The sequence below is a fragment of the Kitasatospora sp. NPDC094016 genome, assembly GCF_040304045.1.
Taxonomy (GTDB): Bacteria; Actinomycetota; Actinomycetes; order Streptomycetales; family Streptomycetaceae; genus Kitasatospora.
In genome coordinates, this window is sequence record NZ_JBEOUK010000058.1 from 1 (window position 1) to 26,300 (window position 26,300).

Genomic DNA, 26,300 nt, shown 5'->3' on the forward strand with positions numbered 1-26,300 from the left:
AAACGCTCGGCTGGGAGACCCCAGCCGAGCGCCTGCATAAACTGCTCGCGGCCTAGACAACCGACCACGTGTTGCAACGACCCCTAGAAACCGCCGGTCGGTGCGGGGCCCTTTCGGATGCGGCGGGCGCGGGTCAGGCGCTCTTCTCGCGCCGCTCGCGCTTGATCATGTCGCGCGGGACGAGGGTGGGGATGGCGTGCTTGGAGACCACGTCCCCGGTGACGACCACGCGGGCGACGTCCTGACGCGAGGGCACCTCGTACATCACGGACATCAGCACCTCCTCCATGATGGCCCGCAGACCGCGCGCGCCGGTGCCGCGCAGGATCGCCTGGTCGGCGATCGCCTCCAGCGCGTCCCGGGAGAACTCCAGCTCCACGCCGTCCAGTTCGAAGAGCTTGCGGTACTGCTTGACCAGCGCGTTCTTCGGCTCGGTGAGGATCTGCAGGAGCGCCTCGCGGTCCAGGTTGTGCACGCTGGTGATCACCGGCAGCCGGCCGATGAACTCGGGGATCATGCCGAACTTCACCAGGTCCTCGGGCATCACCTGACGGAAGTGGTCGCTGGCGTCCGACTCCCGCTTGGAGCGGATGTTGGCGCCGAAGCCGATGCCCTTGGCGCCGGCCCGGCCCTCGATGATCCGCTCCAGGCCGGCGAACGCGCCGCCGACGATGAACAGCACGTTGGTGGTGTCGATCTGGATGAACTCCTGGTGCGGGTGCTTGCGCCCGCCCTGCGGCGGCACCGAGGCGGTGGTGCCCTCCAGGATCTTCAGCAGCGCCTGCTGCACGCCCTCGCCGGAGACGTCCCGGGTGATCGACGGGTTCTCGCTCTTGCGCGCGACCTTGTCGATCTCGTCGATGTAGATGATCCCGGTCTCGGCCTTCTTGACGTCGTAGTCGGCCGCCTGGATCAGCTTGAGCAGGATGTTCTCGACGTCCTCGCCGACGTACCCGGCCTCGGTCAGCGCGGTGGCGTCCGCGATCGCGAACGGCACGTTGAGCATCCGGGCCAGGGTCTGCGCCAGCAGCGTCTTGCCGGAGCCGGTGGGGCCCAGCAGCAGGATGTTGGACTTGGCCAGCTCGATGGCGTCCTCGCGGCCGTTGCCGCCGCTGCGGCCCGCCTCGCCGGCCTGGACACGCTTGTAGTGGTTGTAGACCGCCACCGACAGCGCCTTCTTGGCGAGGTCCTGGCCGACCACGTACTGGTCCAGGAACTCGTAGATCTCCCGCGGCTTCGGCAGCTCCTCGAAGCGCACCTCGGAGGTCTCGGCGAGTTCCTCCTCGATGATCTCGTTGCACAGGTCGATGCACTCGTCGCAGATGTACACGCCTGGGCCGGCGATCAGCTTCTTCACCTGCTTCTGCGACTTGCCGCAGAACGAGCACTTGAGCAGGTCGCCACCGTCTCCGATGCGTGCCACGAGGTGCTTCCCCTTCGCCAGGGGCCCCGCAGGGGTTCCGGGGCCTGGTGCTGTGGACCGTCAACGCCGACGGCGATCGGTCTCGCTATCCGACGGTACTCTGCCGGGCCCCTGATTCCGTCCTCTTCGCCGGGTCTGCCCTACGCCCTGGGCGAATTGATACCGAACAGATGCCGTTGCGGAGGCCGCCGACGAACCGGAGCGGGGCGCGCACGCGGAATGCGCGCCCCGTCTCGGAGGGTGCCGGCCTCAGGAGGTCAGCGAGGTCTTGCGGGTGGAGATGATCTGGTCGACGAGGCCGTACTCCAGGGCCTCCTCGGCGGTGAGGATCTTGTCGCGCTCGATGTCCTCGCGCACCTGCTCCACCGGCTTGTTGGAGTGCTTGGAGAGCATCTGCTCCAGCTGCTCGCGCATCCGGAAGATCTCCTTGGCCTGGATCTCCAGGTCGGACACCTGGCCGCGGCCCGTCTCGGTGTACGGCTGGTGGATCAGGATGCGGGCGTTCGGCAGCGCCATCCGCTTGCCGGGAGTGCCGGCCGCGAGCAGCACGGCCGCGGCGGAGGCCGCCTGGCCCATGCAGACCGTGGTGATGTCCGGCTTCACGTACTGCATGGTGTCGTAGATGGCCGTCAGGGCCGTGAACGAGCCGCCGGGCGAGTTGATGTACATCTGGATCTCGCGGTCCGGGTCCATCGACTCCAGGCACAGCAGCTGCGCCATGATGTCGTTCGCCGAGACGTCGTCGACCTGCGAGCCGAGGAAGATGATGCGCTCCTCGAACAGCTTGGCGTACGGGTCGTACTCGCGGATGCCCTGCGTGGTGCGCTCGACGAAGCGCGGGACGATGTAGCGACCCTCGGCGCGCATGTCCTCGACGCGGGCCTGGGCGGCCGACAGGCTGGGGATGTTCATGGGGGTTCTTGTCCTCCGGGGCGTTGTGGCTGTGGTCTCGTGGGCCGGGCCGAGGCTCAGGCGCCCGTGCCGCCGCCGCCGGGGACGTCCGCGGCACTGTGCATGATCGCGTCGATCAGGCCGTACTCGAGGGCCTCCTCCGGCGTGAACCAACGGTCGCGGTCGGAGTCCCTGGTGATCTGCTCGAAGGACTGGCCGCTGTGGAAGGCGATCAGCTCGGACATCCGCTTCTTGGTGCGCAGCAGCTGCTCGGCCTGGATGCGGATGTCGGTGGCGGAGCCGCCGAGGCCGGCGGAGGGCTGGTGCATCAGGATGTTGGCGTTCGGCAGCGAGAAGCGCTTGCCCTTGGCGCCGGCGGTCAGCAGGAACTGGCCCATCGAGGCGGCCATGCCCATCGCGATGGTGACGACGTCGTTCTTGATGTACTGCATGGTGTCGTAGATCGCCATGCCCGCCGAGATCGAACCGCCCGGGGAGTTGATGTAAAGGAAGATGTCCTTTTCCGGGTCCGCGGCCAGCAGCAGCAGCTGGGCGGTGATCTTGTTGGCGATGTCGTCGTCGACCTGCTGGCCGAGGAAGATGATCCGCTCGTTGAGCAGCCGGTTGTACACCTGGTCGCCCAGGCCGCCGAGCACGTCACCAGAGGCGGCGTGCGGCGCCATCGGGCCAGGCATCTGCATCTGCGGGAACGTCACTTAGCCACCTGCTCAGTCGATTTGGACGGTCGCTCCACGGCCGTCACGGTGTCGCACAGCTTCCGGGTATCACGGTGTGATTGGTGCTGTCCAAGGACCCTAACGCGCAGGCCGGGCCGCAGAATCCCTCACGCAGAACTGTTCGCTGTGAGCGCAGGGTCGGGCCCGTCCCGGGGGACGACGACGGGCCCGGACGCCGTACGGCGTCCGGGCCCGTCGCAGACCTCAGGGGTTACCGGGGCACTCAGGCCTCGGTCTTCTCCTCGGCGGCGGTCTCCTCGGCGGCGGGGGCCTCGACGGTCTCGGCCGTCTCGTCCTCGTCGTCGAAGTTGACCTCGTTGCCCTCGGTGTCGACGACCTTGGCGGCCTCGACCACGGTGGCCAGCGCCTTGCCGCGGGCGACCTCGCCGACCAGCAGCGGCACCTGGCCACCCTGGACGACCTGCTGCGCGAACTGGTCCGGGGTGAGACCCGAGCCGGCGGCGCGGCGGATGAGGTGCTCGGTCAGCTCCTCCTGGTTAACACCCAGCTCTTCGTCGGCGACGATCTGGTCCAGGACGAACTGGGTCTTGATGCCCTTCTTCGCCTGCTCCTCGATCTCGGCGTCCCACTCCTCGCGGGTCTTGCCCTGGGTCTCCAGGTAGCTGTCGATGTCGAGGCCCATCGGCTGGAGCTGGTGGTGCTCCAGGTTGTGCTTGCGGGTCTCGACCTCGTCCTTGAGGAGCTTCTCCGGGAACTCGATCTCGACCAGGCCGAGCAGGGCGTCCAGCACCTTCTCCTGGGCCTGGGTGGCCTGGTCGTACTCCTTCATGCGCTCAAGGCGCTTGCGGGAGTCGTCGCGCAGGGCCTCCAGGGTGTCGAACTCGCTGGCCAGCTGGGCGAACTCGTCGTCCAGCTCGGGCAGCTCCTTCTCCTGGACGGCGGTGACGGTGACGGTGACCTCGGAGGTCTGGCCCGCCTGGGTGCCACCCTTGAGCTCGGTGGAGAAGGTGGCGGTGCCACCGGCCTCCAGGCCGGTCACGGCGTCGTCGATGCCGTCGATCAGGCGGCCCGAGCCGATCTCGTAGCTGACGCCGTTGGCGGTGCCGTCCTCCGGCACCTCACCGTCGACCTTGGCGATCAGGTCCACGACCACGATGTCGCCGGCGGCCGCGGCGCGCTCGACGTCCTTGACCGAGGAGAAGCGCTCGCGCAGCTGCTCCAGGGACTTCTCGATGTCCTCGTCGGAGACGACGATCGGGTCGACGGTCACCTCGATGGAGGCGAAGTCCGGAAGGGTGATCTCCGGACGGATGTCCACCTCAGCGGTGAACTTCAGGTCACCGCCATCGGCGATCTTCTCGACACCCTCGATGTTGGTGATGTCGGGCTGGCCGAGGACCTCGATCTTGCCCTCGTCGACGGCCTGCGTGTAGAAGCGCGGCAGGGCGTCGTTGACGGCCTCCTCCAGCACGGCACCGCGGCCGAAACGCTGGTCGATGACGCGAGCCGGGATCTTGCCCTTGCGGAAGCCCGGAACCGTGACCTGCTGGTTGATCTTCTTGTACGCCGCGTCGAGGCTGGGCTTGAGCTCCTCGAAGGGCACCTCGACGGTGAGTCGAACCCGGGTCGGGTTCAGAGTCTCGACGGCGCTCTTCACGGTTAGGTCTCCTATGGGCTTGCGGTCAGGTTGCCTCCGCCGTTCCCGGCCGCCGGCCGAGGCCGTGCGAGTGGGTCGGGCGAGACGGGCGATGAAGGGTTGGAGCTGCATCTCCCGTGGGGGGTGGACGGTGAGAGTGACTCCTCGCCCTCGTGCGGTTGACCTGGGTTGAGACCGCAGGGACTACCGCCAGCGCCCCATCCTACCGGTACCACGAAAGGCGGACGCCAGGCGCCACCGTCGGGCCGAACAGAACAGGGCCCCGCCACGGTGGACGAGACCCTGCCGCACTGTCGGGGTGACCGGATTCGAACCGACGGCCTTCCGCTCCCAAAGCGGACGCGCTACCAAACTGCGCCACACCCCGTGGTGCCGAGAGGAAGCGTACACGTCGGGCCCTGGCGGCTCGCCGACATATTCGGGGACGGTCCGAGGGAGCGCGCGGAGAATCCGGTGTGCACGGAAGCGGCCGGACCAGGTACGCTGTCTCCCGAACTTCCGGCCGGCAACGACCGGGGGATCGCGCGGGCGTAGCTCAATGGTAGAGCCCTAGTCTTCCAAACTAGTCACGCGAGTTCGATTCTCGTCGCCCGCTCATCGACCCGGCCCCGGTGCGTCTCCACGCACCGGGGCCGTCGGCGTTTCCGGGCGGCCCTCCCGGCCCCGCGAGGGCCGGTTCAGAGTCCGAGCCGGGCGGCCCGGGCCGCGGCCCGGTCGAGCAGCCGGTGGACGTCGGCCTCCCGGGTGGCGGGGCGGTCGTTGTACTCGTCCGGGGAGCGCGCCGGGCGGCCGGTCGCGTGCAGCACCTCCATCAGCTGGACCCGGGCGGTGCGCACGGTGGCCGGGGTGCCGTAGCCGTGCGCGAGGACGGCGGCCTGGGCGCCGAGCAGGCAGACCCGGCCGTCCGCGTCCCACATCGCGCCCTGCAGCCAGCCGTGGGCGCCGATGTAGCGGGAGGCGAGCCGCAGGTGGTCGGCGGCGCTGACCGGCACCGGGCGGGCCGGGCGGCGCAGCGCCCGGTCGAGCAGGGTGGCCCGGGGCTCCGGGTGGCCGGCGCACCACGGCCGCACGGCGGTGCCGTGGGAGCAGACGTACGGCACCGGGTGGCGCGCTGGGGCGGGCAGCGAGGCGAGGTAGGCCTCGATCTCGGCGGCCAGGCCGGAGCCGTCCGGGCCCGCCAGGAGGGGCGGAAGGGGCGCCGGAGGGGCCGTCAGGGGTGACGGCGGGGGCGTCGGGGCGGTGCGGGTCATGCGGGCTCTCCAGGCGGGCGGCAGGGCCCCGGCCGACGGCCACAGGGCGGTTCCGCTTCCCAAACTGGTGCATTCCAGACATTTCCGCGACTGGAGAACCGGGGAGGCCGGACGGTTTCCCGCCTGGCTGCCGGGCCGATAGCCTCGGCGGCGTTCGAGCGCAGTTCGAGCGGGAGCTCACCCGCCGCGCTCCGAGGTGGAGGAGTCCCGGTGCGTCCCCAGGAGCGGCTGGCCGTCATACAGCGCTGTGTCGTCCGGGAGATGGCACGCCTCGGGCAGGAGTTCAGCGCCGACGGCGAGGTGGTGCGCGGCCCGGGGACGACGGCGGTGGCGGTGCGCGAGCACCCCGGGGACGACGGCGCCGGCCACGTCGACCTCGGCTACGTGCTGCACCTGGGCCGGGCGGACGCCCCGGTGGTGTGGGACTGCGCGGCCGGCCTCGGCAAGACCGAGGAGGAGAAGCTCGCCAACGCGGTGAAGATGTGGGCGACCACCACCGCCTCGGTGCTGGTCGAGCTGACGGACGGGCGCGGCGTGCACGCCGACCACGCGGACCACGCCGAACTCCCGGGCTGGCACGCCCTCCAGGGGCCGGCGGCGGTGTTCGGCTTCGGCAACGAGCACCTGGCGGGCTGGCTCGCCGAGCACCGGGTGCTGCCGGCGCTCGCGCCCGCGCTGCGGCCGCAGCTGGCCGGGCCGGGGCCGGTCGGGGTGAAGCTCTTCCTGGGCGGGAAGGCGGGCGACGACGTCGCCGAGGTCCGGGTCGACGGCGAGGTGTCGGAGGCCGCGTCGGCGGCGCTGCGCGCGATGGACTGGCCGCGGGGCGAACGGCTGTGCTGGGCGCGGCTGTTCGTGCTGTTGACGGCCGATTCGGCGGCGCCGGGGCAGGCCTGCGCGGCGGGTGCCGCGACACCCCCGCCGATGCGCGCCCCCGCCCCGGCGGCGGCCCGCCCCCGGGGACTGCTCGCTCGCTGGCGGGAGGCCAGACGGGCCGGCCGGTGATCCCCTCGCGGGGGTAGCGGACGGCCCGGCCGGGTCAGCCGCCGGTGATGCCCGAGATGCTGTGGGCGAGGTTCGCCAGCAGGGAGTTGATCGAGCCCGCGACCGTGGTCTCGTGCAGCATGAAGCCGAACAGGGCGGCGATGATGCCGTGCGCGATCTTCAACTGCTTGTTGCGGATGAAGATGATGCACAGGATTGCGAACAGGACCAGCGCGGAGACGGAGAGTGCCACCCGGACTCACTTCCTCGTTTCATAGCGTGGTGCCGCCGCCCGGCGGCACCTGCGAAGCCGGACCCCGGCCTGTCCGACGGTCCCGAGGCGGAATCGCGGATCGACCGGCACACCACCGGCGAGGGAGCCCGGCGCGGTCGAACGTTGTCTGCCGTGCCGCACGTGACGCCCCCCATCCCCCGAATCCTGAACAGTCCCGCCCGGACTCAGTGTGGTCGACCGTGCCGATTGCGTAAAGGTCTGACAGTCAGCCCAACGCCGATATCCTGCGATGCGAGACGAGTTTCCGCCGACCGGGACGATAGCGGAGCCGTTCTGACGAATCATCGGCGGGGCGGCGCTGAGCGGCCGGAAGGCGGCCGGGGGCGGGTAACGGAAGCCGCAGGTCCGGTCAGCCGACGGGGCGGCCGATTTGGCCGAAGATCGGCTGCCCGGCTTGACAGCACGTGCCCGCGGCATGTGCCGGTCCGTCCGGTGACGGACGGCCGGGCCGAGGGGGCGTCAGTCGCGCCAGAGCAGCAGGACCGCGCGGTCGTCGTTGATGTCCCGGGCCACCGTCTCGATCAGCGCGGCCGCCGCGCCGGCCCCCGCGCCCGGACCGCTGCCGGGCACCAGCCGGTCCGCCTCCCCCATCAACCGGTCCATCCCCTCGGAGAGGTCCCGGCCCGGCTCCTCGACCATGCCGTCGGTGCACAGCATCAGCACGTCGCCGCGGTTCAGCCGGCCGCGCACGCCGTCGAACTTCGCGCCGTCGTAGATCCCGAGCAGCGGGCCCTCGGCCTCCTTGACCTCCCAGCGCCCGGCGCCCGCCAGCCGCTGCATCCCCGGCAGGTGCCCGGCCGACAGCAGCTCGTACTCACCGGTGTCCAGGTCCAGCACCAGGTGGACGGCGGTCGCGAAGCCCTCCTCCCAGGACTGACGCAGCAGGTAGCCGTTGGCGGCGGGCAGGAAGTCGTGCGCGGGCAGCGAGCCCACCAGGCCGCCGAAGGCGCCGGAGAGCAGCAGCGCGCGGGAGCCGGCGTCCATGCCCTTGCCGGAGACGTCCGCGAGGACCACCTCCAGCAGCCGCTGGCCCGGGCCGGTGCGGGCGGCGACCACGAAGTCCCCGGAGAAGGACTGCCCGCCGGCCGGGCGCAGCGCCATGTCGGCGTGCCAGCCGTCCGGCAGCTCCGGCACCCGGCTCTGCACCCGCAGCCGCTCGCGCAGGTCGAACAGCATGGTCGAGCCGCCCCACCAGGGCACGCCGACCCGGGCCCGGAACTGGGCCAGCAGCAGGCCGCCCACCCCGGCGGCGCCGACCACCAGGGCCGCGCCCGGGGTGACGCCGTAGATGTAGGCCTCGGGGTTCTCGCTGGCCACCCGCTGGCCGGTGTGGATCACCGACTCGGCGGACAGGCCGAGCGCCGCCAGCGCGTACAGCACCACCAGGCTGCCGGGGCGCAGCAGCAGCGCGCCGGCCAGGATCGGCAGGACCAGCGCGGTGGGCGGGGCCCAGGCGGGGATCCAGATGTTGAGCAGGATCAGCAGCGGGACGAGCAGGGCGAGCGCGCAGAGCACCGGCCAGTCGGCGGCGCCGCCGCGGAAGTAGTCGACACCGGCCGTGCGCAGCCTTCGGCGGACCCGGCGGAGCCTCCTGCGCAACCGGGCCGTCACGGGTCCGGACGCCGTGGCGGCGCCGGGCCTCGTCGCAGTCGTCTGGGGCGGTGCGCCCGGCGGTCTGCCAGCCATGGGGCCCGACCCTATCCACGGGCACCGCCCGGCGTCGACGGGCCGGACGCGAGCGGGTGTGCCGTGGCGCGGGCCCGTCAGCCGGTTTCGGCCGATTGCCGCGACGGCGGGCGCGGCGTCAGGAGGCGTGCGCCGGTTGGGCGTACGAACCACGCGGGCGGCGCACGCGCCCCGCGCGTACCGGCGTCGGCCCGCCCGGCCCTGTGGCCGATGACACAGCCGTACGGGCCCGGGAACGGCGGCGGCCGGCCGCGTGGAGCGTGCGGCCGGCCGACGGGGGTGGACGGGGGGAGGGATCAGCCCTGCGGGTGGTGGGCCGGGATCGGCGGGAGTTCGCCGGTGGTCTCGTACTCGCTCAGCATCTCGATCCGGCGGGTGTGCCGCGGCTCGCCGCTGTAGGGGGTGTTGAGGAAGACCTCGACGAACTTGGTGGCCTCCTCCAGCGTGTGCATGCGGCCGCCGACGGAGACCACGTTGGCGTTGTTGTGCTCGCGGCCGAGCCCGGCGGTCTGCTCGCTCCAGGCCAGCGCCGCCCGCACGCCCTTGACCTTGTTGGCGGCGATCGCCTCACCGTTGCCCGAGCCGCCGATGACGACGCCCAGCGCCTCCGGGTCGGCGGCGGTGCGCTCGGCGGCGCGCAGGCAGAACGGCGGGTAGTCGTCCTCGGCGTCGTAGATGTGCGGCCCGCAGTCGACCGGCTCGTGGCCGGCCTCCTTGAGCCACTCCACGAGGTGGTTCTTCAGTTCGTATCCGGCATGGTCTGAGCCCAGGTACACGCGCATGCCATGAGTGTGGCATGCGCGTGCGCCCGGGCCCGGCAGGGGGCTCACCGCTTCGCGGCGAGCTTCCAGACCAGTGGCAGGGCCCCGGCGGCGAGGACGGCCTTCAGCGCGTCGCCGACCAGGTACGGGTAGAGGCCGAGCTCGGCCGCCCGGGCGAGCGGGACGTGCAGCGACAGGGCCAGGTACGGGACGCCGACCGCGTAGATGGCGAGGCTGCCGAGGACCATGGTGACGGCGGTGTTCACCGGGCTCCGGTCGGCGCCGCGGCGGGCCAGCTCGCCGGTCAGGCCGGCCGCCAGGACGAAGCCGAGCACGTAGCCGAGCGAGGGCATCGTCCAGCCGGAGGTGCCCTCGGCGAACCAGGGCATCCCCGCCAGGCCGGCCAGCAGGTAGAGGGCGAGCGAGGCGATGCCGCGGCGGGCACCGAGCGCGGTGCCGACCAGCAGGGCGGCGAAGGTCTGGCCGGTGACGGGCACCGGCGAGCCGGGGATGTTCACCGACAGCTGGGCGGCCACGCCGGTCAGGGCGGCGCCGCCGGCCACCAGGGCCAGGTCGCGGGCCTGGGCGCCGAGGCGGGTGGTGGCGGCGGGCAGCAGGTCGGCGAGGACGGCGCGGCGCGGTATCGGGGTGGTGGCAGTGGCCATCGGGGGTCTCCTGTGGGGTGCTCAGGTGAGTGAACACCTGTGAACCTACGTGGTGATCCACTACGCCACCGCCACGGTTTCGGACAAAGCCCCGCCCTCGACCGTTGTCGGAACCATCCCATTCCGCCCGATATCGACGCTGTGTCACCGGTCGGACCCGTTTCGTCACCGCGTGGTCCGCATGGTGGGCCCGGGGTCCCCGCTCTTGGCATGAACAGAGGTATCACCGGATATTGGACAGCTCATGCCGCATTCCGCACAGTCTGGATCCAGCCCTATGGCCCCCACCCCCGCGCCCCAGGCGCCCGGGACCACCGACGCCGACGGCGCCCCGGCCACCGGCCAGCAGCTCGCGCACGGCCTCAAGCAGCGCCACCTGTCGATGATCGCGCTGGGCGGGGTGATCGGCGCGGGCCTGTTCGTCGGCTCCGGCGCCGGCATCGCGGCCGCCGGTCCGGCGATCATCCTGGCGTTCACCCTCTCCGGCCTGCTGGTCATGCTGATCATGCGGATGCTCGGCGAGATGTCGGCCGCCCGCCCCGCCTCCGGGTCGTTCTCGGTGCACGCCGAGAAGGAGATCGGCCCCTGGGCCGGGATCACGGCCGGCTGGATGTACTGGGTGATGCTGTGCTGCGGCGTCGCCGCCGAGGCCACCGCCGCCGGGAAGATCGTCAACGGCTGGGTGCCGGGCGTCTCCTCCTGGGTCTGGGTCGGCCTGTTCATGGTCTTCTTCTGCGCCAGCAACCTGACCGCGGTGAAGAACTTCGGCGAGTTCGAGTTCTGGTTCGCCACCATCAAGGTCGCCGCGATCGTCGCCTTCCTGGTCCTCGGCGGGCTCGGCGTCGCCGGGGTGATCGGCCCCGGCGCCCCCGGCGCGACCAACCTGACCGGCCAGGGCGGCTTCCTGCCCACCGGGGTCAGCGGGCTGATCGTCGGCCTGCTCGCCTCGGTCTTCGCCTACGGCGGGCTGGAGACCGTCACCATCGCCGCCGCCGAGTCCGACGACCCCCGCAAGAACGTCGCCAACGCGGTGCGCACGGCGGTGTGGCGGATCGCGATCTTCTACATCGGCTCGATGGCCCTGGTCGTCACCCTGGTCTCCTGGAAGGACCCGGCGGTGGTCACCGACGGCCCGTACGTCACCGTGCTGCGGCACCTCGGGGTGACCGGCGCCGGGACGATCATGGAGGTGGTGGTGCTGATCGCGCTGCTCTCCGCGATGAACGCCAACATCTACGGCGCCTCCCGGATGGCGTACTCGCTGGTCGGCCGCGGCCAGGGCCCCCGGGCGCTCGCCAAGGTCTCCGGCGGGGTGCCGCGCCGGGCCGTGCTGGCCTCCTGCCTGTTCGGCTTCGGCGCCGTGCTGGCCGCCAAGTTCTGGCCGGAGACCGTCTTCACCTGGCTGATGAACACCACCGGCGTGGCCATCCTGGTGGTCTGGCTGTTCATCTGCCTGGTCCAGCTGCGGATGCGCCGCCGGCTGGAGCGCGAGGCACCCGAACTGCTCACCGTGAAGATGTGGGGCTACCCGTACCTGACCTGGATCGCGACGGCCGCCGTGACCGGCATCCTCGCCCTGATGACCACCACCGAGGGCAACCGGCAGCAGCTGTACGCGGCCGGGGTGCTGGTCGCGCTGCTGAGCGCCGCCGGCCTGGTCAAGCAGCGGCGGGACGCGGCCGCAGCCCGCTGACCCCGGCACGCACAAGGGCCCGGTACCGCAGCAGGCGGTACCGGGCCCTTCGCGCGCCCCGCGCTACTCGAAGGACGGGCCCGCCGTACGGGTCCGCTTGATCTCGTAGAAGCCCGGGGTGGAGGCCACCAGCAGGGTGCCGTCCCAGAGCCGGGCCGCGGCCTCGCCCTTCGGGGCCGGGGTGACCACCGGGCCGAAGAAGGCGACCCGCTCGCCGTCCACGCCCTCCACCGCGATCACCGGGGTGCCGACGTCCTCGCCGACCAGGGTGATGCCCTCCTTGTGCGAGGCGCGCAGGGCCTCGTCGTACGCGTCCGTGTCGGCCGCGTCCGCCAGCCCCACGGGAAGCCCGGCGGCCACCAGCGCCGCCTCGACCGTCTCCCGGTTCTGCGGCAGGCCCTGGTTGTGGAAGCGCAGGCCCAGCTCGGTGTAGAGCCGGCCCAGCACCTCGTCGCCGTGCTCCCGGGCGGCCGCTATGCACACCCGCACCGCGCCCCAGGCGTTGTCCAGCAGCTCGCGGTAGTTCTCCGGGAGGTCGCGGTCCTCGTTCAGCACCGACAGGCTCATCACGTGCCAGTTCACGTCCACCGGACGCAACTGCTGCACCTCGATCAGCCAGCGGGACGTCATCCACGCCCACGGGCAGGCCGGGTCGAACCAGAAGTCGGCGGTCTTGCGCTCAGCGGCAGTCGTCACGGCTGTCGTCCTTCGTGAGGTGATGACGAGGCAGGCAGGCGTGCCACCCCGACTCGTCAACACCCGCCCGCCGCCGCTGATTCCGGCCCCGCCGGGACGGCCTGTGCAATGGTACCGGCGAGGGAGGGCGTGAAAGGATGCCCCTGCGGGGCGCGGCACACCGCGCGCCGAGACCGCACCACCCACAGACGCACCACCGTGCGAGCCGGACAAAGGAGTACCGCCGTGCCGGGCAAGAACCTGAGCCGCGACGAAGCGCAGCAGCGGGCCAGCATCCTGGCCGTGGAGGGCTACCAGGTCCGGCTGGACGTGACCTCCGCCCCCGATCCGGCGGCCGCCACCTTCCGCTCCACCACCACCGTCACCTTCCGCTGCTCCCGGCCCGGCGCCGACACCTTCCTCGACCTGCTCGCCCCCGCCGTCCACGCCGTCACCCTCAACGGCCGCGCGATCGACCCGGCCACCGCCTACGACGGCGCCCGGGTGCACGTCGACGGCCTCGCCGCCGAGAACGTCCTCACCGTCGAGGCGGACTGCGCCTACAGCCGCACCGGCGAGGGCCTGCACCGCTTCACCGACCCGGTGGACGGCGAGACGTACCTCTACACCCACTACGAGCCGGCCGACGCCCGCCGGGTCTTCGCGACCTTCGAACAGCCCGACCTGAAGGCCCCGTTCCGCTTCACCGTCACCGCCCCGGCCGCCTGGGACGTCTGGTCCAACGCCGTCCACGACGAGGTCACCGAGGAAGGCGCCGCCCGCACCTGGGAGTTCGCGCCGACCCAGCCGATCTCCAGCTACCTCACCGCCGTCGTGGCCGGCCCCTACCACGTCGCCCGCGACCACTACAGCCGCGAACTCGCCGACGGCACCACCCTGGAGATCCCGCTCTCCGCGATGTGCCGCAAGTCCCTCGCCCAGTACTTCGACGCGGACGAGATCCTCGGCGTCACCAAGCTCGGACTCGACTTCTTCCACGAGGAGTTCGACTACCCGTACCCCTTCGGCAAGTACGACCAGGCATTCGTCCCCGAGTACAACATCGGCGCCATGGAGAACCCCGGCTGCGTCACCTTCCGCGAGGAGTTCGTCTTCCGCTCGAAGGTCACCGACGCCGCCTACGAGGGCCGCGCCAACGTCATCCTGCACGAGATGGCGCACATGTGGTTCGGCGACCTGGTCACCATGCGCTGGTGGGACGACCTGTGGCTGAAGGAGTCCTTCGCCGACTTCATGGGCTCCTACGGCCTGATCGGCGCCCGCACCCGGTACTCCTCCGCCTGGGTCACCTTCGCCAACCAGCGCAAGGCCTGGGCCTACCGGCAGGACCAGCTCCCCACCACCCACCCGATCACCGCCGACATCCGCGACCTCGAGGACGCCAAGCTCAACTTCGACGGCATCACCTACGCCAAGGGCGCCGCCGTCCTCAAGCAGCTGGTCGCCTACGTCGGCTCCGAGGCCTTCTTCGAGGGCGCCCGCCGCTACTTCAAGCGCCACGCCTTCGGCAACACCGAACTCGGCGACCTGCTGGACGTCCTGGAGGAGACCAGCGGCCGCGACCTCAAGGCCTGGGCCGCCGCCTGGCTGCAGACCGCCGGGGTCGACTCGCTCACCCCGCAGGTGACCACCGACGCCGAGGGCCGGATCACCGAACTCGCCGTCCTCCAGGACGGGGCGGTACTGCGCCCGCACCGGATCGCGATCGGCCTCTACGACCGGGACGCCGACGGCTCCCTGGTGCGCACCGAGCGGATCGAGCTCGACGTCACCGGCAACCGCACCGTCGTCACCGAGGCCGCCGGCCGCCCCCGCCCCGCGCTGGTGCTACTCAACGACGACGACCTCACCTACTGCAAGGTCCGCTTCGACTCCGAGTCCCTGCAGACCCTGCGCACCGGCCTCGGCGACATCCACGACGAGCTCGCCCGGGCCCTCGCCTGGTCCGCCGTCTGGAACCTCACCCGGGACGGCCTGATGCCGGCCCGCGACTACGTCGCCCTGGTGCTGCGCTTCGCCGGCCAGGAGGGCAACATCGGCGTGCTGCAGTCACTGCACGCCCAGGCCAAGACCGCCGTCGACCTGTACGCCGACCCGGCCTGGCGCGGCGAGGGCGGCCGGCAGCTGGCCGACGGCGCCCTGCGCGAACTGCGCGAGGCCGTCCCCGGCAGCGACCACCAGCTGGCCTGGGCCCGCTTCCTCGCCCAGACCGCGGGCGGCGCCGAGCACCTCGGCCTGGTCCGCGGCCTGCTGGCCGGCAGCGCCCGGATCGACGGCCTGGAGGTCGACCAGGAGCTGCGCTGGTCGCTGTGGCTGGCGCTGGCCGCCGCCGGCCAGGCCGGCGACGAGGAACTGGCCGGGGAGCTGGCCGCCGACAACACCGCCAGCGGCAAGCGCCAGTACACCCAGTGCCTGGCCGCCCGGCCCACCCCGGAGGCCAAGGCCGCCGCCTGGTCGGCCGTGGTCGACTCCGACGAACTGCCGAACGCCCTGGTCGAGGCCGAGATCGCGGGCTTCGCGCTGCCCGCCCACCGCGACCTGACCGCGCTCTACGCGGCGCCCTACTTCAAGCTGCTGGAGCGGGTCTGGGCCGAGCGGACCATCGAGATCGCGATGCGGATCGTCAGCGGTTTCTTCCCGCGCGCGCAGACCGGCGAGCAGACCCTGGCCGAGGCCGACGCCTGGCTGGACGGCCACCCGCAGGCCGCGCCGGCGCTGCGCCGCCTGGTCCTGGAGTGCCGCGACGACCTGGCCCGCGCGCTGCGGGCGCAGGCCTGCGACCGGGCCTGACCCAGGTGTGAAGGGGCCCGCCGTGCGGACACGGCGGGCCTCTTCACGTCGGGGCGTCAGTCGCGGCGCAGGCCGCGGTCCAGGGCGGCGATCGCACTGCCCTGGGCGTCGTCGCCGTCCAGCGACCAGACCATCACGCCGCCCAGGTCGTTCCAGCGCACGTACCGCGCCTTCTGGGTGAGCACCTCGGCGGTGTCGTAGCTGTAGAAGGTGGTGCCGTCGTACTTCCAGGACGCGCCGTGGTCGCGGTCCACGTACACCTTGCCGGGCAGCGCGTTGACCTCCCGGTAGGAGAGGTCGGGGGCGGTGGCGGTGGCGCTCTGGTAGAGGCCGCCGCGCCTGCCGGGCGCGACGCCCGTCCAGCCGTGGCCGTACAGCGGGGCGCCGAGCACGATCTGCTCGGCGGGCAGGCCGCGCTCCTGGTAGTGGTCGACGGCCGTGTCGGCGCTGCGCCGGCGGGCGTCGGGGTCGGCCGGGTCGGAGTAGAGGTTGGCCTGGTGGTTGGCCGGGCCCTTGCCCTCCCAGGGGCCGTGCAGGTCGTAGGTCATCAGGTTGAGCCAGTCGACGGACTCGCTCAGCTCGGGCAGTTCGAGCCGGTCGGCGACGGTCTCGTTGGCGGCGACGGCGGCGGTCAGCAGGTAGTGCCTGCCCTTGTCGCCCTTCTTGCCGCCCTTCTTGCCGAAGTCGTCGAGCTGGCGCCGGAACTCCTGCATCAGCAGGGTGAAGTTGCGCCCGTCCTCGGGGCGGACCACGTTGCCCGCGTCCCCGCCGCCGCCCGGGTACTCCCAGTCGATGTCGATGCCGTCGAAGACGCCCGCGGCCGCGCCGGCGCCGCCCTCCGGGGAGCCGGGCAGGACCGGCACGTCGCCCTTGAGGTAGAGGTCGATGCAGGAGGAGACGAACTTCTTGCGCGCGGCGTCGGTGGCGGCCGCGTCGGAGAAGTACTTGGACCAGCTCCAGCCGCCGAGCGAGATGACCGTGCGCAGCTGCGGGTTCTTCGCCTTGAGCTTGCGCAGCTGGTTGAAGTGGCCCTTCAGCTTCTGGCCCGGGGCGTCGGCCACGCCGTCGACCGAGTCGGCGGCGGAGAAGGCGCGCTGGTAGTCGTTGTGGGCGTCGCCCTGGCCGGCGTCGTTGCTCTCGAAGCAGGTGCCGTCGGCGGAGACGTTGCCGAAGGCGTAGTTGACGACGGTGAGCTTCCCGGCCTGGCCGGAGTCCTGGACGCGCTTGGCGGAGCTGTCGGCGCCCCACTGGGTGAAGTAGCCGACCCGCTGGCCCTTCAGCTTCGGGCCGTGCCCGCCGTCGGCGGCGTTGGCGGTGGCGGGGGCGGCGAGCAGCGCGGCGACGGTGGCGGCGGCGAGCAGGGCTGAAGCGCGAGTGGGCATACCGGACCTGTTCTCTGAATGAGCGTCAATTGGTCTGGACCAGATGGGATAGAGGTTTAGTCCATCGCGGCACACCGCACAAGGGGCAGGGCGCAGGAGAGGCAGCATGCAAAAGAGGCCGGACCGCGCGATGCGGTCCGGCCTCTCAGCCACCGGGGCGCTCAGCCCCCGGAACTAGAACTCGGTTCAGCCGATGAGCGAGCGCAGCACGTACTGCAGGATGCCGCCGTTGCGGTAGTAGTCCGCCTCACCGGGGGTGTCGATGCGGACGACCGCGTCGAACTCCTTGTCACCGGCCTTGACCTTGACGGTCTTCGGGGTGCGGCCCTCGTTGAGCTCGGTCACGCCGGTGAAGGAGAAGGTCTCCTCGCCGGTCAGACCGAGGGACTCGGCGGTCTGGCCCTCCGGGAACTGCAGCGGCAGGACGCCCATGCCGATCAGGTTCGAGCGGTGGATGCGCTCGTACGACTCGGCGATGACGGCCTTGACGCCCAGCAGCGCGGTGCCCTTGGCGGCCCAGTCGCGGGACGAGCCGGAGCCGTACTCCTTGCCGGCCAGGACGACCAGCGGGGTGCCGGCGGCCTGGTAGTTCTGCGAGGCGTCGTAGATGAACGACACCGGGCCGTCGGCCTGGGTGAAGTCGCGGGTGTAGCCGCCCTCGGTGCCCGGCGCGATCTGGTTGCGCAGACGGATGTTGGCGAAGGTGCCGCGGATCATCACCTCGTGGTTGCCGCGGCGCGAGCCGTAGGAGTTGAAGTCGCGCTTCTCGACACCGTTGGCGGTCAGGTACTGCGCCGCCGGGGTGCCCGGCTTGATGTTGCCGGCCGGGGAGATGTGGTCGGTGGTGACCGAGTCGCCCAGCTTGGCCAGGACGCGGGCGCCGGCGATGTCGGTCACCGGGCTCGGGGTCTTGGCCATGCCCTCGAAGTACGGGGGCTTGCGGACGTAGGTGGACTCGGCGTCCCACTCGAAGGTGTTGCCGGTCGGGACGGGGAGCGACTGCCAGCGGTGGTCACCGGCGAAGACGTCCTGGTAGCCCTTGTCGAACATCGCCTCGTCGATGGAGCCGGCGACGGTGTCCGCCACCTCCTGCTCCGACGGCCAGATGTCGGCGAGGAAGACGTCGTTGCCGTCGGCGTCCTGGCCCAGGGCGTCGCGGGTGATGTCGATGTTCATGTTGCCGGCCAGGGCGTAGGCGACCACCAGCGGCGGCGAGGCCAGGTAGTTCATCTTCACGTCCGGGTTGATCCGGCCCTCGAAGTTGCGGTTGCCGGAGAGCACCGAGACGACCGCCAGGTCGGCCTCGTTGACAGCGGCCGAGACCTCCTCGGGCAGCGGGCCCGAGTTGCCGATGCAGGTGACGCAGCCGTAGCCGACCAGGTTGAAGCCCAGCTTCTCCATGTACGGGAGCAGGCCGGCCTTCTCGTAGTAGTCCATGACGACCTTGGACCCGGGGGCCAGGGTGGTCTTGACCCACGGCTTGACCGTGAGGCCCTTCTCCACGGCCTTCTTCGCCAGCAGGGCGGCGCCCAGCATGACGGAGGGGTTGGAGGTGTTGGTGCAGGAGGTGATCGAGGCGATCACGACCGCGCCGTTGTCGATCTCGTACGTCGACCCGTCGGGGGCGGTGACGGCGGTCGGCTTCGAGGCCTCGGCGGAGTACGTCGGCAGCGCCTCGGCGAACCGGGTGGCGGCCTCGGCCAGGACGACGCGGTCCTGCGGGCGCTTCGGGCCGGAGATCGACGGGACGACGGTGGAGACGTCCAGCTCCAGGTACTCGGAGAAGACCGGCTCGACCGACGGGTCGTGCCAGAGGCCCTGCTCCTTGGCGTACGCCTCGACCAGGGCGAGCTGCTGCTCGTCGCGGCCGGTGAGCTTGAGGTAGTTGATGGTCTCGGCGTCGATCGGGAAGATCGCGCAGGTCGAGCCGAACTCCGGCGACATGTTGCCGATGGTGGCGCGGTTGGCCAGCGGGATCGCGGAGACGCCCTCGCCGTAGAACTCGACGAACTTGCCGACCACACCGTGCTTGCGCAGCATCTCGGTGATGGTGAGCACCAGGTCGGTGGCGGTGGTGCCGGCCGGCAGCTGGCCGTTGAGCTTGAAGCCGACCACGCGCGGGATCAGCATGGAGACCGGCTGGCCCAGCATCGCGGCCTCGGCCTCGATGCCGCCGACGCCCCAGCCCAGCACGCCCAGGCCGTTGACCATGGTGGTGTGCGAGTCGGTGCCGACGCAGGTGTCCGGGTAGGCCTGGCCGCCGCGGACCATGACGGTGCGGGCCAGGTGCTCGATGTTCACCTGGTGGACGATGCCGGTGCCGGGCGGGACGACCTTGAACTCGTCGAACGCGGTCTGGCCCCAGCGCAGGAACTGGTAGCGCTCCTTGTTGCGGCCGTACTCGATCTCGACGTTCTGGACGAAGGCGTCCGGGGTGCCGAACTTGTCGGCGATGACGGAGTGGTCGATGACCAGCTCGGCCGGGGCCAGCGGGTTGATCTTGGCCGGGTCGCCGCCCAGCTCCTTGACGGCCTCACGCATGGTGGCGAGGTCGACCACGCACGGCACGCCGGTGAAGTCCTGCATGATCACGCGGGCCGGCGTGAACTGGATCTCCTGGCTCGGCTGGGCGCTGGCGTCCCAGTTGCCGAGCGCGCGGATGTGGTCGGCGGTGATGTTCGCGCCGTCCTCCGTGCGGAGCAGGTTCTCCAGCAGCACCTTGAGGCTGTACGGCAGCCGCTCGGAACCCTCGACGGCGGAGAGCTTGAAGATCTCGTACGACTCGTCGCCCACCTGCAGCGAGCTGCGGGCGTCGAAGCTGTTCGCGGACACGACTGACTCCTTCTGGGTGCTTCGTGCGGTATCCGGCCGCCACGGTGGTAAGGTCAGCCTTACTTAGGCTTACCTTGCCCGCATCGCCGGCGAGCTCCGCTCGGCAAGTATCTTGATGTCGAGATATATCCTATGGGGCAGTTATCTCGATGTCGAGATAAACCATAGTGCATGCCGTCACCTTCACCACCGCAGGCATGCCTGGGTCGGCAAAAGCGCAGGTCAGAGGCCTTTCGGGCGGCGGCGGGCGGCAACCGCACCGCTGCCGGGTCGGCGCAGGCCCAGTGTCGACCCAACACCGACCCAGCACCGACTCACACCAGCTCACCACCGGAACCGCCGGTCGGCGACGGGACGAGCAGAGGTGCGCCCGCGCGACCCCGTTCGCCTCCGGGACCGTTCGAGGGTGTCCACCGGCGCCCGGCGCCGTTGAGCAGGGCGTCCGTCACCCCGCCCGTGGAAGGCCCGTTGATGTCCGCTCCGCTCGCCGCCGCGCTGCTGCCGCTGGCCCTGCTCGTCCCCGCCGCCGCCTCGTCGGCCCCTGCCGCCTCGCCGGGCTCCGCCGCCTCGCCCGTCTCCGTCGTCGAGGCCGCCTTCGACCCCGCGACGGCCTTCGTCCCGCCGACCGCCGTCAGCTACGCGGACGACCTCGTGCCGTACGGCGCGCGCACCCGGATCGTCACCGACCGCTCCACCGCGGGGCGGACGGTGCTCACAATGACCGTCACCGGACTCGCCCCCGACCACGAGTTCCCGGTGCACCTGCACACCGGCTCCTGCGGGGCCGACCCGGCCTCGTCCGGACCGCACTACCAGGACGCCGTGGACCCGGTGCAGCCGTCCACCGACCCCGCGTACGCCAACGGGCGCAACGAACTGCGGCTGGCGCTGCGCACCGACGAGCACGGCGAGGGCACCGCGACGACCTCGGTGCCCTGGCAGCCGCGGCCGGGCGAGGCCCGCTCGCTGGTGATGCACGCGGGCACCCCGGCCGGCCCGCACGCGGCGGGCGACCGGGCGGCCTGCGTCAAGCTGGAGAAGTGAGCTCCTGCTCCTGCTCCTGCTTCAGCTTCAGCTTCAGGAGCCGAGGGTGGCGACCAGGACCGCCTTGATGGTGTGCAGGCGGTTCTCGGCCTGGTCGAACACGACGGAGTGCGCCGACTCGAACAGCTCGTCGGTGCACTCCAGCTCGGTCATGCCGGTCGCCTCGTACAGCTGCCGCCCGACCACCGTGCCGAGGTCGTGGAACGCGGGCAGGCAGTGCAGGAACTTCACGGCCGGGTTGCCGGTGGCCCGGACGGTGTCCATCGACACCTGGTAGGGCTTGAGCAACTCGATCCGCTCGGCCCAGACCTCCTTGGGCTCGCCCATCGAGACCCAGACGTCGGTGTAGAGGAAGTCCACGTCGGCCACGCCCTCGGCCACGTCCTCGGTGAGGGCGATCCGGGCGCCGGTCGCCTCGGCCAGCGTCTCGGCCGCCTTCCGGACCTCCTCGGCGGGCCAGAGGGAGCGCGGGGCGACGATCCGGACGTCCATGCCGAGCAGGGCGCCGGTGACCAGCAGCGAGTTGCCCGTGTTGGAGCGGGCGTCGCCGAGGTAGGCGAGGGCGGTCCCGGTCAGCGTCTTGGTGCCGTGCTCGGTCATGGTGAGGACGTCGGCCAGCATCTGGGTGGGATGCCACTCGTCGGTGAGACCGTTCCAGACCGGGACGCCGGCGTTCGCGGCCAGCTCCTCGACGACCTCCTGGCCGTGGCCGCGGTACTCGATGCCGTCGAACATCCTGCCGAGCACCCGGGCGGTGTCCCGGATGGACTCCTTGTGGCCGATCTGCGAACCGGACGAGTCCAGGTAGGTCGTGGTGGCGCCCTGATCGTGGGCGGCGACCTCGAAGGCGCAGCGGGTACGGGTGGAGGTCTTCTCGAAGATCAGCGCGATGTTCTTCCCGCGCAGCCGGGGCTGCTCGGTGCCCGCATACTTGGCCGCCTTGAGCCCGGCGGCGAGGTCCACCAGGAAGCGGAACTCCTGGGGCGTGAAGTCGAGCTCCTTGAGGAAGTGCCTGTTCCGGAGGTTGAAGGCCATGCCGGGCTCCTGGGATGACGGGACGTGCGGGAAAGAAGCAAGTCTATACGATACTCGGAATTTCTATACACGGCGGGGGTGGAAGAGGGGGGAACCCCGCCGCAGGCTCCCCCCTCAACGCCCGGTCGGCCTACAGCCGCGGGCACCCTCCGCGCCCGGTCAGCCCACAGGCGCGGGCCTCCTCGACTCCCGTCGGCCTACAGGCGCGGATCGACCGGCTCGGACTCCAGCGCGAGCACCGCGAACACCGGCTCGTGCACCCGCCACAGCGGCTCGCCGGCCGCCAGCCGGTCCAGCGCCTCCAGACCCAGCGCGTACTCGCGCAGCGCCAGCGAGCGCTTGTGGCCCAGCGACCGCTCGCGCAGCCGGTCCAGGTACTCGGTGTAGTCCGGGCCGTAGACGATCCGCAGGTACTCCCGGCCGCGCACCTTCACCCCCGGCTGCACCAGCCCGCCCGGGCGGTCCCCGCCCCGCTTCGTGCGCACCACCGAGGCCAGCGGTTTGACCACCATGCCCTCGCCGCCCGCCGCCGTCAGCTCCTCCCACCAGGCCGTGGCGGCCGCCACCGAGGCCTCGTCCTCGGTGTCCACCAGGAAGCGACCGGTGCGGTGCACGACCGGTGCCCGGTCGCCGTCCGTTTCGGACGCCGCTTCGTCGGCCACGACCAGGCGGTCGATCCAGGCCAGGTGCTCGTCGTGCGGGCGCACCGCGAGGTTCGCCCCCTCGGCGGCCAGCACCTGGAACGGCGCCAACCGCACGCCCGACAGCCCCTCGGTCGGCCAGCAGTACCGCCGGTACGCCTCGGTGAACGCCTGCGCGTCGGCCGCGCGCCGCCGCTGCCTGTCGGTCAGCTCCGCCAGGTCCAGCCCGCGACCGGCCGCCCGCTCCAGGGCCGCCAGCGCCTCCGGCAGGGCGGCGCCCGCCGCCGCGCCGACCGCCGCGTACTGGCGGCGCAGCAGTTCCACGGCCTTCAGTGACCAGGGCATCAGCTCTGCGTCCAGCAGCAGCCAGCCGGTGCCCAGCTCGTCGAACAGCCCCGAGCGCTCGGCGGCCGCCCGTACCCGGCCCAGCACGGCCGCGGTCAGGCCGTCGTCGGCGAGGAACGCCCGGCCCGTCCTGGTCCAGATCGCGCCCGGACCGGCCACGCCGAAGCGCCGCTCCAGCGCCGCGTCGTCCCGGGCGACCAACACCACCGCGCGGGACCCCATGTGCTTCTCCTCGCACACCAGGTGCCGCACGCCGTCCGCGCGGTAGGCGGCGAACGCCTCCTGCGGGTGTTCCAGGAAGCCGTCCCGGCGGGAGGCCGCGCTCGGCGCCATGGTCGGCGGCAGGTACGCCAGCAGCCGCGGGTCCAGCGCGAAGCGGCTCATCACCTCCAGCGCCGCCGCCGCGTTCTCCTCCCGGACCGCGACCCGCCCGTGCAGCCCGGTCTCGACGATCCGGCGGCCCGCCACGTCGGCGAGATCCAGCGGACGGCCCTCGCGGGCGCCCGGCGCGTCCGTGGACAGCGGGCGCACCGGCGCGTACCACTCCCGCTCGGCCGGCACGCTCACCAGCTCCCGCTCCGGGTAGCGCAACGCCGTCAGGGTGCCGCCGAACACGCAACCGGTGTCCAGGCAGACGGTGTTGTTGACGAAGCTCGCCGACGGCACCGGCGTGTGGCCGTACACCACCAGCGCCTTGCCCCGGTACTCCTCCGCCCACGGGTAGCGCACCGGCAGGCCGTACTCGTCGGTCTCGCCGGTGGTCTCCCCGTACAGCGCGTGCGAACGCACCCGGCCCGAGTTGCGGCCGTGGTAGCGCTCCGGCAGACCGGCGTGGCAGACCACCAGCGCGCCGCCGTCCAGCAGGTAGTGGCTCACCAGGCCGCGCATGAACTCCCGCGCCTCGGCCCGGAACTCCTCGGACTCGCCGGCCAGCTGATCCAGCGACTCCTGCAGACCGTAGGCGACGTTGACCTTCTTGCCGTCCAGCGCCCGGCCCAGCTTGTTCTCGTGGTTGCCCGGCACGCACAGCGCGTGCCCGGCCCCGACCATGCCCATCACCAGGCGCAGCACGCCCGGCGTGTCCGGGCCGCGGTCGACCAGGTCCCCGACGAACACGGCGGTACGGCCCGCCGGCGGCACCGCGTCCACCGGCCGGCCCCCGGCGTCCCGGGTCAGCGTGTAGCCGAGGCGGGTCAGCAGGGTCTCCAGCTCGGAGCGGCAGCCGTGGATGTCGCCGACGATGTCGAACGGGCCGGTCAGGTGACGCAGGTCGTTGTAGCGCTTCTCCAGCTCCACCTCGGCCGCCGCCACCTCGGCCTCGCCGCGCAGCACGTGCACCTTGCGGAAGCCCTCGCGCTCCAGGCCGTGCAGGGAACGGCGCAGCTCGCGGTGCTGGCGCGGGACGACGTGGGCCGGCAGCTGGCGGTCCGGGCGGGAGCGGTTGCGCTCGGCGCACACGCCCGGCGGGACGTCCAGCACGATCGCGATCGGCAGCACGTCGTGCTCGCGGGCGATCCGCACCAGCTGGCGGCGCGCCTCGGGCTGGACGTTGGTGGCGTCCACGACGGTCAGCCGGCCGGCCGCGAGGCGCTTGCCGACGATGTAGTGCAGGACGTCGAAGGCCTCGGCGGAGGCCGACTGGTCGTTCTCGTCGTCGGCGACCAGGCCGCGGCAGAAGTCGGAGGAGACGACCTGGGTGGGCCGGAAGTGGCGGCGGGCGAAGGTCGACTTGCCGGCGCCGCTGGTGCCGATCAGGACGACGAGGGAGACGTCGGTGACGGGGAGGCGGCGGGGGGCGGGGTGGTCCTGGGGCCGGCCCTGGTCGTGCTCCTGGTGCTGGTGCTGCTCGGGCGTCGGGGTCGCTTCGTCGGTCATCGGGATTCGCCTCCTTCGGGCGCCGGGTCGGTCGGGGTGTGCTCGGTCGGGGTCGGGTCGGTCGCGGCCTGGTCGGTCGCGGCCTGGTCGGTCCGGGCGGTGCCGGTCGGGGTCTGCTCGGCAGGACCGGTGCCGAGGCGGAACAGGGCCAGCTGGGTCGGCGCGCCGACCTCCTCGTCCTCCGGCCCCACCGGACGCAGCACCACCGTGTAACCGAACACGGCCGCGACCCGCTCGGCCCACGCGCGGAACTCGGCGCGCGACCACTCGAAGCGGTGGTCGGCGTGCCGGACAGCGCCCGCCGGCAGGCTCTCCCAGCGGACGTTGTACTCGGCGTTCGGCGTGGTGACGACCACCGCCCCCGGCCGGGCCGCGCCGAACACCGCGTACTCCAGGGCGGGCAGCCTCGGCAGGTCCAGGTGCTCGACCACCTCGCACAGCACCGCCGCGTCGAAGCCCTTCAACCGGGCGTCCGTGTACGTCAGCGCGCCCTGCGCCAGCGTCACCCGGGCCGCCAGCCGCTCCGGCATCCGGTCCAGGCGCAGTCCGCGGGCCGCCGCCTGCAACGCCCGCGCCGACACGTCCACGCCGAGCACCTCGGTGAACCGGGCGTCCTTCAGCAGTTCGCCGATCAACTCGCCCCGGCCGCAGCCGAGATCGGCGACGCGGGCCGCGCCCACCTCCCGCAGGGCGGCGATGATCGCGGCGCGGCGCCGCCCGGCGAGGGACGGCGGCTTGGGCTCCGATGTCGCCCCCGTCGCCCCGGTCGCCTCCGCCGGTTCCTCCGGCCGGTCGTCGACCGCGTTGTCGACCTCCTCGGGCTCCCGGTCGTCCGCCTCCGCCAACCGGGCCAGCTCCAGACGCTCCATCGCCACCCGGGTCAGCGCCCGGCTCCGGGACAGGTAGCGGCGGGTGATCAGGGCGCGTTCCGGGTGCGCGGCCAGCCAGCCCTCGCCGGCGGCGAGCAGCTTGTCCACCTCGTCCGGGGCGACCCAGTAGTGCTTGGCGCCGTCCAGCACCGGCAGCAGCACGTACAGCTGCTGGAGCGCGTCGGCGAGCCGCACGGCGTCCGAGACCAGTGCGAGCCGCACGTACCGGGACTCACCCCACTCCGGGAACGCCTCGTCCAGCGGGAGCGCCACCGCCTCGACCCGCCAGCCCAGCGGCTCGAACAGCCGGACCGCCATCACCGGGCCGCCGCCCTCGCCCGCGCCGTTCGCGGGCACCGCGGGCAGCGTGATCCGCAGCGGGCGCGGCCGGTCCGCCAGCCCGGGCCGGGCCGGGCAGGCGCCCTTCATCGCGGACCGGAACACCGTCCGCAGCGCCACCGCGAGCAGCGAGGACGCCGCGTACGGGCGGTCGTTGACGTACTGGGCGAGCGCGAAGTCCGGCGAGCCGCCGCGCCCCTTGCCCCGGCCCTTGCGGACCAGCGCGATCGGGTCGACGTCCAGCAGCAGCGCCGCCGTACAGACGTCGTCGCCCGCCTCGGGGTAGAAGACGTGCGCCTCGCCGTGCGACGTCGCGAACCGCTGGACCTTGCCCGGGTGCTTGTGCAGCAGGAAGCCGAGATCGGTGGCCGGGCCCTCGACGCTGCCGGTGGTGGAGATCGACATGAACACCCGTCCGAGTATCACCGAGCAAACCTCCGCTGAACACCGGG

19 protein-coding genes and 2 tRNA genes are annotated in these 26,300 nt (G+C 72.0%); 5 read left to right on the forward strand and 16 right to left on the reverse strand.

Going from position 1 to position 26,300, the window contains the following annotated elements; translation table 11 throughout:
- Positions 1 to 133: 133 nt before the first annotated feature.
- The 5 genes from clpX to ABT015_RS34090 all read right to left on the reverse strand — a co-directional run bounded on the left by clpX (position 134) and on the right by ABT015_RS34090 (position 5,036).
- Entirely contained in the window at positions 134 to 1,423 is a 1,290-nt protein-coding gene (gene clpX, locus ABT015_RS34070; protein ID WP_063347569.1) for an ATP-dependent Clp protease ATP-binding subunit ClpX, read from the reverse strand.
- 249 nt (positions 1,424 to 1,672) lie between these two features.
- Positions 1,673 to 2,335: an ATP-dependent Clp protease proteolytic subunit gene (locus tag ABT015_RS34075; protein ID WP_350886164.1), complete on the reverse strand. Its 663-nt coding sequence runs from the start codon at positions 2,333 to 2,335 to the stop codon at positions 1,673 to 1,675.
- A 56-nt stretch (positions 2,336 to 2,391) separates the two neighbouring features.
- Complete coding sequence (locus ABT015_RS34080; RefSeq protein ID WP_360211667.1) at positions 2,392 to 3,009, reverse strand: ATP-dependent Clp protease proteolytic subunit; 618 nt, start codon at positions 3,007 to 3,009, stop codon at positions 2,392 to 2,394.
- Positions 3,010 to 3,274: 265 nt separating this feature from the next.
- Positions 3,275 to 4,669 carry a trigger factor gene (gene tig, locus ABT015_RS34085; RefSeq protein WP_350886166.1) on the reverse strand — a complete coding sequence of 465 codons (1,395 nt, stop codon included), beginning with the start codon at positions 4,667 to 4,669 and terminating at the stop codon, positions 3,275 to 3,277.
- Positions 4,670 to 4,962: 293 nt separating this feature from the next.
- Positions 4,963 to 5,036 (reverse strand) — tRNA-Pro (locus tag ABT015_RS34090).
- Positions 5,037 to 5,193: 157 nt separating this feature from the next.
- Between ABT015_RS34090 and ABT015_RS34095 the strand changes: the two genes are divergently transcribed.
- A tRNA-Gly gene (locus ABT015_RS34095) sits at positions 5,194 to 5,264 on the forward strand.
- A gap of 82 nt (positions 5,265 to 5,346) precedes the next feature.
- Here ABT015_RS34095 and ABT015_RS34100 read toward each other — a convergent pair.
- Positions 5,347 to 5,919, reverse strand: a complete 573-nt coding sequence (locus ABT015_RS34100) for a DUF6197 family protein (protein ID WP_350886168.1) — start codon at positions 5,917 to 5,919, stop codon at positions 5,347 to 5,349.
- Positions 5,920 to 6,129: 210 nt separating this feature from the next.
- On the opposite strand from ABT015_RS34100, the gene ABT015_RS34105 reads away from it, so the two are divergent.
- A complete protein-coding gene (locus ABT015_RS34105) occupies positions 6,130 to 6,921 on the forward strand; it encodes a DUF6348 family protein (protein ID WP_350886170.1) in 792 nt (263 codons plus the stop codon).
- A gap of 34 nt (positions 6,922 to 6,955) precedes the next feature.
- On the opposite strand, the gene ABT015_RS34110 is transcribed toward ABT015_RS34105, so the two are convergent.
- From ABT015_RS34110 to ABT015_RS34125, 4 genes are all read right to left on the reverse strand, one after another.
- Positions 6,956 to 7,153 (reverse strand): hypothetical protein, encoded by a 198-nt coding sequence (locus ABT015_RS34110; RefSeq protein ID WP_063347574.1) that lies wholly within the window; start codon positions 7,151 to 7,153, stop codon positions 6,956 to 6,958.
- A gap of 501 nt (positions 7,154 to 7,654) precedes the next feature.
- The gene (locus ABT015_RS34115; RefSeq protein WP_350886172.1) at positions 7,655 to 8,794 is read right to left on the reverse strand and encodes a PP2C family protein-serine/threonine phosphatase; all 1,140 of its coding nucleotides are present in this window, start codon (positions 8,792 to 8,794) and stop codon (positions 7,655 to 7,657) included.
- Between the two features lie 383 nt (positions 8,795 to 9,177).
- Complete coding sequence (locus ABT015_RS34120) at positions 9,178 to 9,663, reverse strand: ribose-5-phosphate isomerase (protein WP_063347575.1); 486 nt, start codon at positions 9,661 to 9,663, stop codon at positions 9,178 to 9,180.
- 44 nt (positions 9,664 to 9,707) lie between these two features.
- A complete protein-coding gene (locus tag ABT015_RS34125; RefSeq protein WP_350886174.1) occupies positions 9,708 to 10,307 on the reverse strand; it encodes a biotin transporter BioY in 600 nt (199 codons plus the stop codon).
- 277 nt (positions 10,308 to 10,584) lie between these two features.
- On the opposite strand from ABT015_RS34125, the gene ABT015_RS34130 reads away from it, so the two are divergent.
- On the forward strand, positions 10,585 to 12,000 hold the full coding sequence (locus tag ABT015_RS34130) for an amino acid permease (RefSeq protein ID WP_402446325.1): 1,416 nt from the start codon (positions 10,585 to 10,587) through the stop codon (positions 11,998 to 12,000).
- A 63-nt stretch (positions 12,001 to 12,063) separates the two neighbouring features.
- Here the strand turns inward: ABT015_RS34130 and ABT015_RS34135 are convergent, their stop codons facing one another.
- Positions 12,064 to 12,696, reverse strand: a complete 633-nt coding sequence (locus ABT015_RS34135) for a mycothiol-dependent nitroreductase Rv2466c family protein (RefSeq protein ID WP_402446327.1) — start codon at positions 12,694 to 12,696, stop codon at positions 12,064 to 12,066.
- Positions 12,697 to 12,921: 225 nt separating this feature from the next.
- On the opposite strand from ABT015_RS34135, the gene pepN reads away from it, so the two are divergent.
- Positions 12,922 to 15,486, forward strand: a complete 2,565-nt coding sequence (pepN, locus tag ABT015_RS34140) for an aminopeptidase N (RefSeq protein ID WP_350886176.1) — start codon at positions 12,922 to 12,924, stop codon at positions 15,484 to 15,486.
- Between the two features lie 56 nt (positions 15,487 to 15,542).
- Here the strand turns inward: pepN and ABT015_RS34145 are convergent, their stop codons facing one another.
- Both ABT015_RS34145 and acnA read right to left on the reverse strand, forming a co-directional pair.
- The gene (locus tag ABT015_RS34145) at positions 15,543 to 16,868 is read right to left on the reverse strand and encodes a glycoside hydrolase family 18 protein (RefSeq protein ID WP_350886178.1); all 1,326 of its coding nucleotides are present in this window, start codon (positions 16,866 to 16,868) and stop codon (positions 15,543 to 15,545) included.
- A gap of 186 nt (positions 16,869 to 17,054) precedes the next feature.
- A complete protein-coding gene (gene acnA / locus ABT015_RS34150; RefSeq protein ID WP_350886180.1) occupies positions 17,055 to 19,700 on the reverse strand; it encodes an aconitate hydratase AcnA in 2,646 nt (881 codons plus the stop codon).
- Between the two features lie 471 nt (positions 19,701 to 20,171).
- On the opposite strand from acnA, the gene ABT015_RS34155 reads away from it, so the two are divergent.
- On the forward strand, positions 20,172 to 20,744 hold the full coding sequence (locus tag ABT015_RS34155) for a superoxide dismutase family protein (RefSeq protein WP_350886182.1): 573 nt from the start codon (positions 20,172 to 20,174) through the stop codon (positions 20,742 to 20,744).
- 33 nt (positions 20,745 to 20,777) lie between these two features.
- Here ABT015_RS34155 and argF read toward each other — a convergent pair whose 3' ends face one another.
- The 3 genes from argF to ABT015_RS34170 form a co-directional block, all read right to left on the reverse strand.
- The gene (gene argF / locus ABT015_RS34160) at positions 20,778 to 21,779 is read right to left on the reverse strand and encodes an ornithine carbamoyltransferase (RefSeq protein WP_350886184.1); all 1,002 of its coding nucleotides are present in this window, start codon (positions 21,777 to 21,779) and stop codon (positions 20,778 to 20,780) included.
- A gap of 197 nt (positions 21,780 to 21,976) precedes the next feature.
- Positions 21,977 to 24,640 carry a polynucleotide kinase-phosphatase gene (locus ABT015_RS34165; protein WP_350886186.1) on the reverse strand — a complete coding sequence of 888 codons (2,664 nt, stop codon included), beginning with the start codon at positions 24,638 to 24,640 and terminating at the stop codon, positions 21,977 to 21,979.
- Complete coding sequence (locus tag ABT015_RS34170; protein ID WP_350886188.1) at positions 24,637 to 26,259, reverse strand: 3' terminal RNA ribose 2'-O-methyltransferase Hen1; 1,623 nt, start codon at positions 26,257 to 26,259, stop codon at positions 24,637 to 24,639. Before ABT015_RS34170 ends, ABT015_RS34165 begins: the two co-directional genes overlap by 4 nt.
- Positions 26,260 to 26,300 lie beyond the last annotated feature (41 nt).